This window comes from Pseudomonas sp. BIC9C (assembly GCF_034541995.1).
In the GTDB taxonomy this organism is placed as follows: Bacteria; Pseudomonadota; Gammaproteobacteria; order Pseudomonadales; family Pseudomonadaceae; genus Aquipseudomonas; species Aquipseudomonas fluorescens_CC.
Genome location: NZ_JAWDGM010000002.1, coordinates 77,063 through 93,188, shown reverse-complemented (window position 1 = coordinate 93,188; position 16,126 = coordinate 77,063). Strand labels below are relative to the sequence as shown.

Here is a 16,126-nt window from a genome sequence, read left to right as displayed (position 1 = left end):
TCGGCTGCGAAGCAGTCGTAAACCCGAACAATGCGGTATTCCTGAATAACCGCAGTGGCCGGTTTTGGGGCCGCTTCGCGACCCAGCGGGAGCAAGCTCCCTCGCCACAGATGATCAGCTTTGCGGCACCACCTCCCGCGCCAACAACGCCACCACGGCATCCAGGCATTCATCCTGCTGCAGGATGTCGAAGTGGCCGGCCGCCACCGTTTGAACCCTGCGCAACCGTGGTTGCTGACGCTCCAGGGTCGCGCGTTCGGCCGTCGGGTTGCCCTCGGCCCACCAGCAATGCAGCTCGGCCTGCGGAATCGGCAAGGTCTCGACCCGCCGCGACAGCGCCTTCAACTGCGTGCTGACCATGAACGTCCGGGCCAACTCATCGGCACCGAGCAGCGCGTACCCGCTGGCCTGATCGCGTTCGCTGTCGATCACCGCGCGAATGATCCGCGCCACCGCGTCGTGGTCTCCCGCCGACTCGCTACTCAACGCCCGGTCAATCACCTCGCCATCCATGCCCAACGTTGCGCCGAGGAACCCGGCCAGATCCACACGCCACTCATCCGGGCTGGCGACGGCATTGGCCTGGGTCGGTACAAAACTGTCCACCAGGCCGACGAATGCCACAGGCTGGCCTTGCTGTTCGAACAGGTCGCTCACCAGCAACGCCAACGCCCCGCCCAACGACCAGCCCAGCACGTGGTACGGGCCCTGAGGTTGTCTGGCGCGGATTGCCTCGACGTAGTCGGCGGCCATCTGCGCAAGCGAGGTGTCGTGCCACTGCCGGTCGAGCAGCATCCGGCATTGCACGCCGTACACCGTGCGCTCGCCCTCCAGGCGCCGGGCCAATGGCTCGTAATCGAACGCCGTGCCGAAACCGGCGTGCAGGCAGAACAGCGGCGGCTGATCATCCACCACCTGATTGAGCAGCAACAGCGGTTGCGGGCGCTGCCGCAGCGGCTGCTCATCGACACCGGACAACCCGGCAATCGTCGGCCTGGCCATCATGTCCCGCAGCTTGAGCTGGAAGCCCGGCTCATTGAGGGCGCGCACTTTCGAGATCACCTTGAGGGTGCGCAGCGAATCGCCGCCCAACTCGAAGAAATTGTCGGTGATGCCGACCTTCTCGATACCCAGCACCTGTTGCCAGATGTCCGCCAACGCCCACTCCAGCGGCGTACGCGGTGCCACGTAATCGCCGCCACTGAAGGCAGGGTCCGGCAAGGCCTTGCGGTCGAGCTTGCCGTTGGGGGTCAGCGGGAAGCGCGGCAGCACCACGACCTGGGTCGGCACCATGTAGTCGGGCAGGCTCTCGCGTAATGCCGCCTGGCAGCGCGGGCCGAGGCCCTCGTCCTCAGCCGCCACCACATAGCCCACCAGCTGCGGCCCCAGGCCGTTGTCACGCATCACCGCCAGCGCATCGTTGACCCCGACCTGCTCGCGCAAGCGGGCTTCGATTTCGCCCAGCTCGATGCGGAAACCGCGCACCTTGACCTGATGGTCGATACGCCCGACGTAATCGAACACGCCATCCTCACGACGGCGCACCAGGTCGCCGGTACGGTACAGGCGCCCACCTTCAGTGCTGAACGGATCGGCGACGAAGCGTTCGGCGCTCTGCCACGGGTGGCGATGGTAGCCGCGTGCGACACCCCGTCCGCCAATGTACAGCTCACCGACCATGCCCACCGGCAGCGGGTTGAGGTCCATGTCCAGCACGTGCAGGCTGCGGCTGCCGACGCGTTGGCCTATCGGCGCATACATTGCCTGGCAATGGCCGTCGGCGGCGATTTTCCACAGCAGCGGCGTAACCACGGTTTCCGTCGGCCCGTAGCCGTTGACCAGGTATTGCGGCTTGAGCCTGTGTTTGACCCGTTCGAACGTCGCGTCCGGCACCGCATCGCCACCGAAGCAATAGATACGCACTGGCGGCGGATCACCGCCCTGCAACTCGGCGTGCTCGGCCAATTGCAGCAGGTAAGCCGGCGGGAAGCAGGCGACGCTGATGCGCTGGCGGTGCAACACCGCCAGGGTCTGCTCGGCAGTCCACAACGTATTATCGCGGATCACCAGGGTCGAGCCGCTGATCAGCGCGGTGATCCATCGTTCATGGGCGCCATCGAAGGCGAACGACATGAAATGCAGTTCGCGATTGTCCGGGTCCATTTCGTACAGCTCGGCGATGGCTTGCACGTGCATGCTCAAAGGCCCGTGGGCCACGGCGACGCTTTTCGGTTTGCCGGTCGAACCGGAGGTGTAGATCAGGTAGGCCAGTTGCTCGGCGTGCACGGCGCGTTGCGGCGTCGGCACGTCGATGTCGAGGTCCAGGCGGTCCACCGCGACCATGACCGTGCCGGGATCAAGCTGCGCCGAATCGCGCAGCCGTTCCTGGGTCAACAGCAAGCGCATGTCGCTGTCGGCCATCATGTAGCGCAGGCGTTCCTGCGGGTATTGCGGGTCCAGCGGCACGTAGGCGGCAGCGCATTTCATCACTGCCAACAGCGACACCACCAGCTCCAGCGAACGCTCCATGAACACGCCGATCACGTCTTCGGCCTGCACACCCTGTTCCAGCAGATGCACCGCCAAAGCATCGGAGCGCCGGTCCAGCTCGGCGTAGCTCAAGTGTTCGGCGTCGCGGTCGGCATGGCTCAGGACCAGCGCCGTGTGATCCGGTTGCCGGTGCGCACGCTGACGGATCAGCTCGTGCACCGGCGTCTCGTCACCGTCAGCCACCACCGGCCGTTCGCCGTCCAGCGCCCGGCCTTCGTCCAGGGTCAACAGGCCCAGCTCACCGACGGCGCGTCCGGCGTTGTCGCACAGGCGCTGCATCAGGCTTTCCATATGGCTGCGCAGGGTTTCGACTGTCGCCAGATCGAACTGATCGCGCTGGTGCATGTACTCGATGCGCAGCCCCTCGTCGAGGCTGACCATCAGGTCCATGGCAAAGCTGGTCAGGCCGAAGTCGCTGACATCTTCGAAGCGCAGCGAATCGCCGTTCCATTCGCGCAGGGTGCGGTCCACTGGCTGGTTTTCGAACACGATGATGCTGTCGAACAACGCCTGCCCGCCCTGCCCGGCCCAGCGCTGGATATCGCTGAGCGGGGTTTGCTGGAAGTCGCGGATGTCGAGGTTGCAGGCCTGGAGTTCACGCAGCCAGTCACCGACGTTCATGTCGGTCGGCACCCTGTTGACCACCGGCAAGGTGTTGATGAACAACCCGAGCATGTTCTCCGAGCCGTTGAGGGTTTCCGGACGCCCGGACACGGTGGCGCCGAACGTCACCGTGCGCTGGCCGGTGTAGCGCTGCAACAGCAACAGCCACGCGGCTTGCACCAGGGTGTTGAGCGTCACTTGCTGTTGCTGGGCAAAGGCCTGCAAACCCGCGGTCTGCCCGGCACTCAGGTGCGTATGGATCGCGTGGTAACCCGCCTGCGGCGCCTTGACCGGCAAGGCGCGGGCCAGATGCGTGGCGCCTTCGAGGTTACTGAGTTTGCTTTTCCAGAACGCCTCGCTGGCCTCGGCGGCTTGCTGGCCGAGCCAGTCGATGTAGTCGCGATAGGCGGCCACCGGCTCGTGCTCATCACCACGGTAATGGCGCAGCACTTCACCGATCAGGCGCGATACGCTCCAGCCGTCCATGAGGATGTGGTGGTAGGTCCAGATCAGGCGATAGCGGTCGTCCTCCAGACGCACCAGCAACAGGCGCAACAAGGGTGCGCGGTTCAGCGAGAAGCCGCGCTCGCGCTCCTCCAGGGCCAGTTGGCGGACGCGTTCAGACTGATTATCCAGCCCGCGCCAATCCAGTTCGGTCAGCAGCGAAGGCGCATCGTGCCGCACCACTTGCAGCGGCTCCTTGTCGCCTTCCCAGAGGAACGCGGTGCGCAGAATGGCGTGACGCCGGGCGGCATCGGCCCAGGCCTCACGGAAGCGCGTACCGTCAAGGCCGCGCACGCCCACTTCGATCTGGTTGACGTACAGCCCCGAATCGCCGTCCTGCACCGAGTGGAACAGCATGCCCTGCTGCATGGGCGATAGGGGATAGACGTCTTCGACCTCGTCGGCACTCAACGCCAGTGCCGTGTATTGCGCCGGGCTCAGCTCGATCTTCGCTACCGGTGCCAACGTCGCCGACACAGACTCTTCCAGCGCGACGGGCCGGGCCACCGTGGCCAGTTCGGCCAGGGTCGGATGGCTGAACACGTCCTTGGGCGAGATGTTCAAACCGGCCTTGCGCGCCCGGGTGACTGCCTGGATCGAGACGATGGAATCGCCGCCCAGTTCAAAGAAATTGTCGTGCATGCCCACCTGCGGCACTTCGAACAACGCCTGCCACACTGCTTGCAACGTCGATTCCACGGCATTGCGCGGCGCCACGTACTCGCGCACTTGCTGATCCGGCTGCGGCAGCGCGCGGCGGTCGAGTTTGCCGTTGGGCGTGACCGGCAACTGATCGAGCAGCAGCACGTGGCTCGGCTGCATGTGCTCGGGCAGCGCATTGCGCAGGTGTTGCTTGAGTGGATCAAGGGCGGCATGACCGACGACGTAAGCCACCAACTGTTTGGATTTGCCGATATCGAGGGCGATCACCACCGCTTCGCGCACCGACGGATGCTCCAGCAGACAGGCTTCGATTTCCCCCAGCTCGATGCGCAAGCCGCGGATCTTCACTTGATGGTCGATGCGCCCGACATATTCGATCACGCCGTCTTCGCGGTAACGCGCCAGGTCGCCGGTGCGGTACAGGCGCTCACCCTGCTCGCCAAACGGGCTGGCGACGAAACGCTCGGCCGTCAGGTCCGGACGGTTGTGATAACCACGAGCCAGGCCAATGCCGCCCAGGTACAGCTCACCGACGCAACCCGCCACTTGCGGTTGCAGGCTGTCGTCGAGGATGTAGGTCATCAGGTTGGCAATCGGCTGACCGATCGGCACGCTGATGCCGCCATCGTCGACGCAGGTCCAATGGGTCACGTCGATGGCCGCTTCAGTCGGGCCATACAGGTTGTACAGGCCGACGTTCGGCAGAACGCGGAACAGGCTGTGCTGCAAATCCGCCGACAACGCTTCGCCGCTGCACAGGATCTGCCGCAGGCTGGCGCACCGTTCGAAGCCTTCGCCCTGGACAAACGCCTGCAACATCGACGGCACGAAATGCAGGGTGCTGACCCGGTACTGCTCGATCAGGCTGACCAGTTGCGCCGGATCGCGGTGGGCACCCGGTTCGGCCACGGCCAGGCGTGCGCCGGTCATCAATGGCCAGAAAAACTCCCAGACCGACACATCGAAACTGAACGGGGTTTTCTGCAACAGGGTGTCGCGACCGTCCAGCGGATAGGCGCCCTGCATCCACGCCAGACGGTTGTACAAGGCATCGTGACGGTTGGCCGCGCCCTTGGGTTTCCCCGTGGAACCGGAGGTGTAGATCATGTAGGCCAGCGATTGCAACTCGACCACGCAGGGCAGGTTGTCTTCGCTCAGGCCTTCGAGCAACGGCGCCATGTCGTCCAGGCAGATTGCCGTGGTGGCGGCCGGAATCGGCAACTGCGCAAGCAGATGACGCTGGGTCAACAGCAGGTGTACGCCGCTGTCTTCGAACATGTGTTCCAGGCGTTCGCGCGGGTAGTCCGGGTCCAGCGGCACGTAGGCGCCACCGGCCTTCATGATTGCCAGCAGACCGATCACCAGCTCCAACGAACGCTCGGCGGCAATGCCGACCAACACCTCGGCGCCGACGCCCTGGCTGCGCAGGTAGTGCGCCAGGCGGTTGGCCCGTTGGTTGAGCTCGCGATAGCTGAGGGTCTGGCCGGCAAACACCAGGGCCGGGGCCTCCGGGGTTTGCAACGCCTGGGCTTCGAAGCACTGGTAGACCGGGCACATCTCTGGCCAGACCTGCGCGGTGCGGTTGAAACCTTCGACCTGCTGCGCCGTTTGTGCGGCGTTGAGCAGGCTCAAGCGCCCCAATGGCTGTTGCGGCGCACTGACCATGGCATCGAGCAACGCCAGCAAACGTGTGCTCAGACCTTCGATGGCCTCGGCGCTGAACAGCGCCGTGTCGTAGTTGAAACGCAGGTCCAGGCAGTCGCCCAGTTCGGCGGCAATGGCCAACGGGAAACTGGTCTGGTCGTGGTGACTGATGCCGGAGAACTTGAGCGCGCTGCTGTTGCCCTGCTCCAGCGCTTGCGCCACCGGGTAGTTTTCGAACACCAGCAAGGTGTCGAACAGCGCCTCGCCGGCATGACCGGCCCAACGCTGCACATCCGCCAGCGGTGTGTATTCGACTTCGCGCAACCTGAGGTTGAGCGCCTGGACTTCATCGATCCATTGGCTGACCGTGCGCTCGGGGTGCGGTGTGGCGATCACCGGCAAGGTGTTGATGAACAGCCCGATCTGCTGCTCGATGCCTTGCAGTTCGCTCGGACGCCCCGACACCGTGGCGCCGAACGCCACCGTTTGCTGTCCGGTGTGCCGCTGCAATATCAACAGCCATGCCGCTTGCAGCAGGGTGTTGGGCGTGACGCGGGCCTGACGGGCAAACCCGTTCAGACGCTCGGTGGCCGCGCGATCCAGGCTCAGGTGCAGGGTGCGATGACCCTCGCCCTGCCCTGCAACCGGCCCTGGCAAGGCACCGGCCAATCGCGTCGGTTCAGTGAACGCCTGCAATTGCTCCAGCCAGAACGTTTCGCACGCGGCGCGATCGCGAGCGCCCAGCCAGCTCATGTAGTCGCGGTAACGGCCAACGCCCAGCGCGGGCATGACGCCGGAATAGCGCTGCAGCACTTCGCCGAACAACTGCGAGGTGCTCCAGCCGTCCAGCAGGATGTGGTGGTTGGTGAAAATCAGGTGATGGCTGTCACCGGTGGTCTGCACCAGGGTCAGGCGCAGCAACGGCGCCGCCGTCAGATCGAAACCGCGCAGGCGGTCGGCCTCGGCCAGACGCTCCAGCGCCTGCGGCAGATCAGCAAGGTCGCGCCAGTCGAGCACGGTCAGTGGCAACGTGGCAACGGCCAGGATCACTTGCAGCGGCCGCGAGCCGTTGCTCTCGCTGAAGAACGCCGCGCGCAGCACTTCATGGCGCTCCAGCGCCTGCTGCCAGGCATTGCGGAAGGCCTTGACGTCCAGCCCCTGCACATCCACGCGCATCTGCGGGACGTAGGCACCGGCATCCGGGGCGAACAGGCTGTGGAACAACATGCCCTGTTGCATCGGTGACAACGGCAGGATGTCTTCGATCTGGCTGGCCGCCAGCGGCAAGGCATCCAGTTGCGCCTGATCGACACTCACCAGCGGCACATCGCTCGGGGTCAACCCGCCGGCGCCGCTCAGGCAATGTTCGATCAGCTGTTGCAGTTCGGTGGCGTAGGCATCGGCCAGGCGCTGCACCGTTTGCGGTTTGAACACTTCGCGGCTGAAGGTCCAACTCAGACGCAGTTGCCCGGCATACACCTGGCCGTTGATGCTCAGGCCCCGGTCCAGTTCGGCCGACGCGCCCTGCTCGGCGCCACCGTTTTCCCTGGCCGGACGCCACGGTGCCTGCTCGTCGAAGCTGGCGTCGAACTGGCCCATGTAGTTGAAGGTGACCTGCGGTGACGGCAGATCCTCAAGGCCGGCCTCGGCCAGATAGCGCAGGATCCCGAAACCGATGCCTTTGTCGGGCACGGCGCGCAGTTGTTCCTTGACGGCCTTGATGCTGCCGGCCAGATCGCCGGCCGGGGTGAGTTTCACCGGGAAAATCGAGGTGAACCAGCCCAGGGTGCGGGTCAGGTCGATGTCGTCGAACAGGTCTTCGCGGCCGTGGCCTTCCAGCTTCACCAGCGTCGACGACTGGCCGGTCCATTGGCCCAGCACCCGCGCCAGGGCGGTCAGCAACAGGTCGTTGACCTGGGTGCGGTAAGCCGCCGGAGCGTCTTGCAGCAGTTGGCGGGTGAAGGTGCTGTCGAGCACCGTTTCCACACTCACCGCGTGCTGGCTGGCCAGGCTGCCGTGGGGGTTGTCGGCGGGCAGCTCCAGCGCGACTTCATGGTGTTGGGCTTGCCAGTAAGCGGCTTGCGTCGCCAGTTCCGGGCTGCGGGCATGCCGTTGCAAACGCGCGGCCCAGGCCTGATAGGCACTGGTCTTGGCCGGCAGGCGCAGCGGCTCGGCCTGACGTGCTTGAGCGTAAGCGCTTTGCAGGTCTTCAAGCAGCAGACGCCAGGACACGCCGTCCACCGCCAGGTGATGCACCACCAGCAGCAGGCGTTGGCCTGCGGCGCCCATGTCCACCAGCAAGGCACGCAACAGCGGACCGTCCTGCAAGTTCAGGCTGGCCTGTGCGGCGTTGCACTGATCAAGCAGTTCATCGGCATTGGCGGCTTGACGCTGCCACAGCACCTCGGCGCTGCTCCACTGTTCGGCCTGCGCCTGATGCCACACGCCGCTCACCTTATGCCAGCGCAAACGCAGGGCATCGTGATGTTCCAGCAACGCCGCGAGCGCTTGTTGCAGGCAGCCGCTGTCCAGTGGCTCGCGCAGTTCCAGCAATACCGACTGGTTCCAGTGATGACGAGCCTCGATGGCTTGCCCGAAGAACCAGTGCTGGATCGGCGTCAGCAGCACCTCGCCTCGCACCGGCCCCTGATCGATGACCAGCCCGGCACTGCGTACCGCAACCTTCGCCAGGCTCTGCACGGTCTGGTGCTGGAACAGGTCGCGCGGGGTGATGCGAATCCCGGCCTGACGGGCGCGGCTGACCACCTGGATCGAGATGATCGAGTCGCCGCCCAGTTCGAAGAAGTTGTCGTCGATGCCGACGCGCTCGAGCTTGAGCACCTCTTGCCAGATCGCCGCCAACCCGGTTTGCAGCTCATCCATCGGCGCCGTGTAAGCTTGCTGCACCAGCGCCGCATCGGGCTTGGGCAATGCACCGCGATCGAGTTTGCCATTGCTGGTCAGCGGCCAGTGATCGAGTTTGATCAGGTGCGCCGGCACCATGTAATCCGGCAAACCGGCCTGCAAATGTTCACGCAGGGACTGGCGCAGATCGCTGTCGTTGCCGCTGGCGGTGAACCACGCGACCAGTTGCGGGCTACCATTGACCTCGGGGGCCAACACCAGCGCTTGCTCGATGGCCGGATGGCTTTGCAGGCGATCCTGGATTTCCCCCGGTTCGATGCGAAAGCCACGGATCTTCACCTGATGGTCAATACGCCCGGCGTACTCGATGCTGCCATCGGTGCAGTAACGCGCCAGATCGCCGGTGCGATACAGGCGCGCGCCCGACTCGACGGCGAACAGGTCCGGGACGAACCGCGTGGCGGTCAGGTCAGCACGCTGGTGATAACCGCGGGCAAGGCCGGCACCGCCGACGTAAAGCTCACCGACGCAGCCCTTGGCCACCGGGTTCAGGCGCGGGTCGAGCACGTACCAGCGCAGGTCGCCGATCGGCGCCCCCAGCGGCGAGCTGTTGGCGCCATCGAGGTCGGCGCGAGACAGCGGTCGCCAGGTCACGTGCACCGTGGTTTCGGTAATGCCGTACATGTTGATCAGCAACGGCTGCCGGTCGTCGAAGGCGTCGTACCACGGACGCAGGCTGGCCACGTCCAGCGCCTCGCCACCAAACACCACATACCGCAGGGCCATGCCTGGCGCGTTGGCGCAGGCGAACGGCATCAACTGGCGGAAAGCCGAGGGGGTCTGGTTGAGTACCGTGACACCCTCCTCACTGAGCAAACGAGCGAAGTCTTCCGGGGAGCGGCTGACCGCGTGCGGCACCACCACCAGCTTGCCGCCGTAGAACAACGCACCAAAGATTTCCCATACGGAAAAGTCGAAGGCATAGGAGTGGAACAGGCTCCAGACGTCGTCCGCGTTGAAGCCAAACCAGTGCTCGGTGGCGCTGAACAGGCGCGTCAGGTTGCTGTGGGGCAGCAGCGTGCCTTTGGGTTTGCCGGTGGAACCGGAGGTGTAGATGACGTAGGCCAGATTCGCGGGAGTGGTCAGGTTCGGCAGGTTGTCGGCGCTGGCCTCGAACAGCCAGTCGCTGGCGTGATCGAGGCAGATCACTTCAATGCCCGGGTTCAACGGCAGGCGCGGCATCAGTGCCGAATCGGTCAGCAACAGGCGCGTGCCGCTGTCGGCGAGCATCCAGGCCAGGCGATCCTGCGGGTATTGCGGGTCCAGCGGCACATAGGCGCCACCGGCCTTGAGGATCGCCACCAGGCTGACGATCATCTCCAGCGAACGCTCCAGGGCGATGCCCACCAACACATCCGGGCCGACACCGCGCTCGCGCAGACGATGGGCGATGCGGTTGGCGCGGCTGTTCAGTTCGGCGTAAGTGAGGGTGATGCCGTCGCAGGTCACGGCAATGTTGTGCGGGTGCGCGGCGGCCTGGGCTTCGATCAGTTGATGGGCACACAGGGTGTTCGCAATTTCTACTGCGTTCATTTCGGCACTGCGATTCCACTCCAGCAACGTGGCCTGCCACTCGCTGGCCTCGAGCATGCTCAAGTCAGCCAGGGCGACACTCGGGTCGCTGCAGATCGCCTGCAACAGGTTCAGCCAGTGCCGGCCGAGGCGCTCGATGGTCGTGGCGTCGAACAGTTCGGTGGCGTAGACGAACGACGCGTGGATGCCCTCGTCGCCTTCTACGGTGTCGAGCATCAGGTCGAACTTGGTGGTTTTCTCATCCCAGATCAGCGGTTCGACGCTCAGCCCCGGCAGGTCCCAGCGTTGCGCCCCGCCACTGTCACGCTGGTGGTTGAACATCACCTGGAACAGCGGCGTGTGGCTCAGGCTGCGTTCGACGCCCAGGCCATCGACCAGTTGCTCGAACGGCAGGTCCTGATGAGCCTGCGCCCCGAGTGCCGCGGCCTTGATGTCGGCCAGCAATTGCACGAATGGCTGGTCGGCCCGGGGCTGGCTGCGCAGCACCTGGGTGTTGACGAAAAAGCCCAGCAGGTTTTCCACGTCCTGGCGGGTGCGGTTGGCAATCGGCACGCCGACGCGAATGTCCTGTTCACCGCTGTAGCGATGCAACAACGTCTGCAACGCGGCCATCAGCACCATGAACAGGGTGCAGCCTTCACGACGGGCAAGCTCACGCAGTTGAGCGGTCAGTGCTGCGGTGATTTTCAGCTCGATGCGGGCACCCTGCTGGCTCGGGATCGCCGGACGACGACGGTCGGTCGGCAGGTTCAGTGGCGGATGTTCGCTACCCAGCTGCCCGCGCCAATAGTCAAGCTGGCGCTCAGCCTCGCCCGCCTCCAGCCACAGGCGCTGCCAGCGGGCAAAATCGGCGTATTGAATCGCCAGCTCCGGTAGCTGCGCGCCCTGCCCGGCACTCAATTGCCCGTAGAGTTGGGTGAATTCCTGCAGCAGGATCGGCAGCGAACCGCCATCGGTGACAATGTGGTGCAAGGTCAGCACCAGCACATGGTGCTGCGCATCGAGGCGGATCAAGCGGCAACGCATCAACGGGCCGTGTTGCAGGTCGAACGGCTGCTCGGCGTTGAGGCCGATCTGCCGTTGCAGGTCGATGTCGTCGGCAGCAGTGACCTCGACCAGCGGGGTGTCCATCTGCGGGTGGATGTGCTGCAGCACTTGCTGCTCGTCGAAGGCGAAAGTGGTGCGCAACACCTCATGACGTTGCACCAGTGTCACCAGGGTTTGCCCCAGTGCATCGCGGTCCAGTTCACCGCTCAGGCGGAAGGCACCGGTCAGGTTGTAGGCGGTGGCCCGGGGCTGCATCTGCCAGAGGAACCACAAGCGCTGCTGCGCGTAGGACGCCGGCAGCGTGTCGACGGCGCGGTCCCGTGGCGGAATCGGCAGCAACTCAAGGGTCAGTCCCTGAGTGTGCATCTTTTGTTGCAACGCACGCCGGGCGTCCGCGCTCAAGCCGCAGAATCGCTGGGCCAGGGTCATCATTCTGTCCGGTGCAGCACTCATTGCGCGTGTTCCTCATCCACTTCGTCGAACAACGCTTCGAGGGCGTCTACATCGTTTTCCTGGTGTTCGCTTTGCTGACGGAACTGCTCGATCTGCGCCGCCAGACGTTCCAGGGTGTCACCGTCGAAAAACAGCTTGAGCGGGATCGCCAGGTTCAGTTCTTCCTGAATCCGCGCACGAATGCGCGTGGCCAACAGCGAGTGCCCGCCGAGTTCGAAGAAGTTGTCGTGCACGCCGACGCGCTCGACGTGCAGCGCTTCGGCCCAGATCGCCGCGAGGCTTTTTTCCAGTTCGTTGCGCGGCGCGACGAAGGCACTGCGGCGCACATCAAGATCGAGCAAGGCCTGGCGATTGAGTTTGCCGTTGGGCATCAGCGGGAAACGCTCCAGCACCTGCAAGCGTGCCGGTTGCATGTGCTCGGGCAGCGCCTCGGCCAGGTGGCTGCGCAACTCGTTGAGGCGGATGTCGGCGGTGTCGGCCGGGGACACCGCGAAGCCCAGCAGTTGCGGGCCTGTCGGGGTTTCCCGGGCAATCACCGCGGCATCCTCGATGCCTGGCGCGCTGCGCATGGCCGCTTCGATTTCGCCCAGCTCGATGCGGAAGCCACGGATTTTCACTTGATGGTCGACCCGGCCCAGATACTCCAGTACGCCATCGGCGCGATAGCGCGCCAGGTCACCGGTGCGGTACAGGCGTTGGCCCGCCGCCTTCGCGAACAGGTCGGGGACAAAGCGTTCGGCCGTCAGCGGGGCACCCTGCAGATAGCCCCGGGCAATGCCGGCACCACCGACATACAGCTCGCCCTCGACACCCACGGCCACCGGTTGCAGGTCCGGGCCGAGCACATGGATGCGCATGCCGGCAATCGGCTGGCCGATGGGAATGCTGTCGTCATCTTCGCCGAGGGGCAGCTCCCAGGCCGAACACCACACGGTGCCTTCGGTCGGGCCGTATTCGTTGACCAGCGCCACCCCCGGCAATGCCTCGCGATGTCGCTTGACCAGCGTCTGGCTGCACGCTTCGCCGGCGACGATGACGCAGGCCAGCGCCTGTTGGTCGAGGTGTTCGAGAATCTGCGCGTGGTAAGACGGCAACGTCAGGTAGTGGGAAATCTCTTCCTGCTGGATCAGCACGGCCAGTCTGGCCGGATCCTTGTAGCTATCTTCGTCCGGCAGGCACAGGGTCGCGCCCTGCCCCAGCGCCCAGAAAACCCCGGCCACCGAACTGTCGAAAGAGAACGACGAGAGCATCAGGAATGCGCGCAATGGCTGGTGATAAAAAGCATTGCGCGCCAAGGTCGAGGCCACGGCATTGGCATGGCTGATCATCACCCCCTTGGGTTTGCCGGTGGAACCGGAGGTGTAGATGACATAGGCCAGATTTACACTGTCGCCTTGTGGCTCAGGCCGGGTTTGCGCGGCAGACCAGACCTCGGCCCCCGGCATCAGTGAAATGATCTGCTCACGACCCAGTGCGTCCGGCAGCGGTTGGCAGGCCAGCACATGGCGTGCAGCAGTGTCGGCCAGCATGAACGCCAGACGCTCGATCGGGTAGTTCGGGTCCAGCGGCAAGTACGCTGCACCGGTCTTGAGCGTGCCCAACATCGCAATGACGATTTCCAGCGAGCGCTGACCATAGACCGCCACGATCTGGTCCGGCGCCACGCCTTGGGCGCGCAAGGCATTGGCCACCTGGTTGGAACGTGCATCCAGCTCGGCATAGGTCAGGCGCTGGCCGTTGACGCTCAGGGCGATGCGCTGTGGATGCAGCCGCGCCTGTTCGCTGAACAACTCGTGCAGGAAGCGGCACGGCAATGCCTGCCCGGTGGCGTTCGGATTGAAGCCATCGATCAATCGGGTTCGTTGCGCAGTACTCACCCGATCAGCCTGACCCAGGGTCAGTTCAGGTGATGCCAGCAGCTGGCGGCTGAACTCGACGAACTGCTCCAGCCATTCGGCCAGCATCGACCTGGGCAGCGCACCATCGAGGCACGACAACTGCAACTGATCGCCCTGCACACGCAGGCGCAGGATTTCGGGGTTGCCGTCGTCCACCTCGACAGCGCTTTCAATGGCGGCCTGATAGACGAAGCCGTAACGCAATGGCGCAGCACCTTCACTACTCAGTTCGAACTCGTTGAGGCAATCGAGCCACGACAACGACTGTTCGACGCTGGCGGCAAAGGCTGCCATTGCTTGCGCCAGCGTCTGCTGGCTGCGGTGCTCGAAAGCCACCGGCAAACGCCGGGCGAAACGGCCAAGGGTGGTGGCAGTTTGCTCGTTGCGACCGTCCACCTGCCAGCCCATCAGGAGTCTTTCCTGTTGGCCGATGCGGGCGACAAATGCACTCCACAGCAGCAATGCCAGTTGCTGCGCCTCGACGTTCAGGTCAGCCGCCAGCCGTTGCACCTCGGCGAACCAATGGGCGTCGGTGTGTATGGCCAGACGGCGGGCCAGGGAAACCTCGACGGTCTTTTCGAACGGCAAGCGATGGGCCACGGCGAACTGCTGTTGCAGGTTGCGCCAGAAGGCCGTGCCCTGGTGGCCAATGTCTTCCTCGCGCAGTTCTTCCTGCCACGCGGTGTAGTCCAGGTATTGCAGCGCGTCCTCGTCGTCGGCCAGGGTTTCGCCGCGCAACAGGCTGGCCAGTTCGGCCGACAGCACGCGCAACGAGACCTCGTCGAAGCTGCATGCCGGGGTCAGCAGAGTGATGAAATGCTGCCCTGCTTCACCTTCGACCTGCGCCACCACCAGCGCTCGATTCGGGTCTTCGAACATTGCTTCACGGCTGCGGCTCAAGGCCTCGGCTACCGAAGGCTGGTTATCCAGCAAAGTGAGCGGCAGCGCATCGCACAGGCTTTGCACCGGCCACTTCATGCCCGGCAAGCGGCGGTACACCGTGCGCAGGATTTCATGGCGCTGGCCCAGTGTTGCCAGTGCCGTTTGCAACGCCTGAGTCTCCACTGGCCTGGCGACCGGTAACGTCAGAGCGGCAAACAGCGGCCGTGCGCCCAGCTCCTGGGCACGCAAATAAAAGGCCTGCTGGGCCGATGTCTGGAATACGTCTACCGAAAGTTCGAGGGCGGTGGTGTTCATGTCGGGTGTCCTTATTCCTGATCCAGGTCGGCGCTTTTCTGCGCGATGGCCATGGCCGTGAGGATTTTTCTGTAGCCGGTGAATTCGTTGCGCGCATGCACGCTGAGGATGTTGTCGAGCAGGACCACGTCGCCCTTCTCCCAGGCGAACTCCACCATCACGTCGCGGTAGATGCCTTGCAGGTGGCGAATCACCTCGTCGGGAATCGGCGAGCCATCGCCGAAGAAGGTGTTTTGCGGCAGGTCTTGCGGGCCGAATTCACGCAGCAGGTTGTCGCGGATGCTGTCCGGCAGGGTCAGTGCGTTGAAGAAGGTGCCGTGGTTGAACCAGATGCGCTCGCCGGTCAGTGGATGGCGCACGATCGCCGGACCGTTCTGCCGGGTGCGCAGGCGGTTACCGGATTTCCACTCGGCCTGGATGCCGATTTTGGCGCAGTAGGCCTCGACCTCGGCGCGATCCTCGCTCTGGAACACGGTCTGCCACGGCAGGCCCATGCCGTCGCCGTAGTTGCGCACGTACATGATGCGTTTACGGGCAAACTCTTCGCGTACCGCCGGGTCGATCCGCGCGAGGATCTGCCGGGTGTCGCCGAACGGCGTTTCACCGCCGGTGGTCGACGGCGTGTCGCAGAAGAAATACAGGTGACGCGGGAAGACCGGAGAATACGAATGTTCGTTGTGCGGGAAGATTTTCTCCGGCGCCGGGTAATCGGTGGAGCTGTAGATCTTGAACTGGCCAGTGATCTGGGTCCGTGGCGAGGCGCGGAACAGGTACTCCAGGGCACCGCCGGAAATCGCATCGACGCAGCGGTTGAACGCGCCGATATCGGCCACCTGGAAGCCACGGAACAGGATCACCGCGTGTTCCAGCAGCTTGTTTTCGATCAGCCCACGATTCTGGACCGCCCATTCCACCAGACTCACGCCGGACACGGCCGGACGGCACACCAGCGGCATGCTGTGGCCTTCGAACATCGGCGCAAAACTCACCAGCCGCGTCGGATCGGTGGACAGGCTTTTGCGGGCACCACGACCCATCTTGGGAATGGACTTGGTCGTTGAAACGGTCATAAACCCCTCCAGAAAATGATGACGGCGGCGCTCAAGGGC

The 16,126-nt window shown here is 64.4% G+C and carries 3 protein-coding genes; all 3 read right to left on the bottom strand.

Features of this window, described 5'->3' with window-relative positions; all coding sequences use genetic code 11:
* Positions 1 to 114: 114 nt before the first annotated feature.
* Genes RS887_RS10535 through RS887_RS10525 form a run of 3 tightly spaced genes read right to left on the bottom strand, consistent with a single transcriptional unit; the run spans position 115 to position 16,087 of the window.
* A complete protein-coding gene (locus RS887_RS10535) occupies positions 115 to 11,922 on the bottom strand; it encodes a non-ribosomal peptide synthetase (RefSeq protein ID WP_322615332.1) in 11,808 nt (3,935 codons plus the stop codon).
* Positions 11,919 to 15,017: an amino acid adenylation domain-containing protein gene (locus RS887_RS10530; RefSeq protein WP_322615331.1), complete on the bottom strand. Its 3,099-nt coding sequence runs from the start codon at positions 15,015 to 15,017 to the stop codon at positions 11,919 to 11,921. Before RS887_RS10530 ends, RS887_RS10535 begins: the two co-directional genes overlap by 4 nt.
* Before the next feature lie 11 nt (positions 15,018 to 15,028).
* The gene (locus tag RS887_RS10525; RefSeq protein ID WP_322615330.1) at positions 15,029 to 16,087 is read right to left on the bottom strand and encodes a TauD/TfdA family dioxygenase; all 1,059 of its coding nucleotides are present in this window, start codon (positions 16,085 to 16,087) and stop codon (positions 15,029 to 15,031) included.
* Positions 16,088 to 16,126: the final 39 nt, after the last annotated feature.

What these genes read in the sequence shown, in the direction of transcription:
- RS887_RS10535 (WP_322615332.1), bottom strand. Translation starts at nt 11,922, where the DNA reads ATGAGTGCTGCACCGGACAGAATGATGACCCTGGCCCAGCGATTCTGC.
- RS887_RS10525 (WP_322615330.1), bottom strand. Translation starts at nt 16,087, where the DNA reads ATGACCGTTTCAACGACCAAGTCCATTCCCAAGATGGGTCGTGGTGCC.
- RS887_RS10530 (WP_322615331.1), bottom strand. Translation starts at nt 15,017, where the DNA reads ATGAACACCACCGCCCTCGAACTTTCGGTAGACGTATTCCAGACATCG.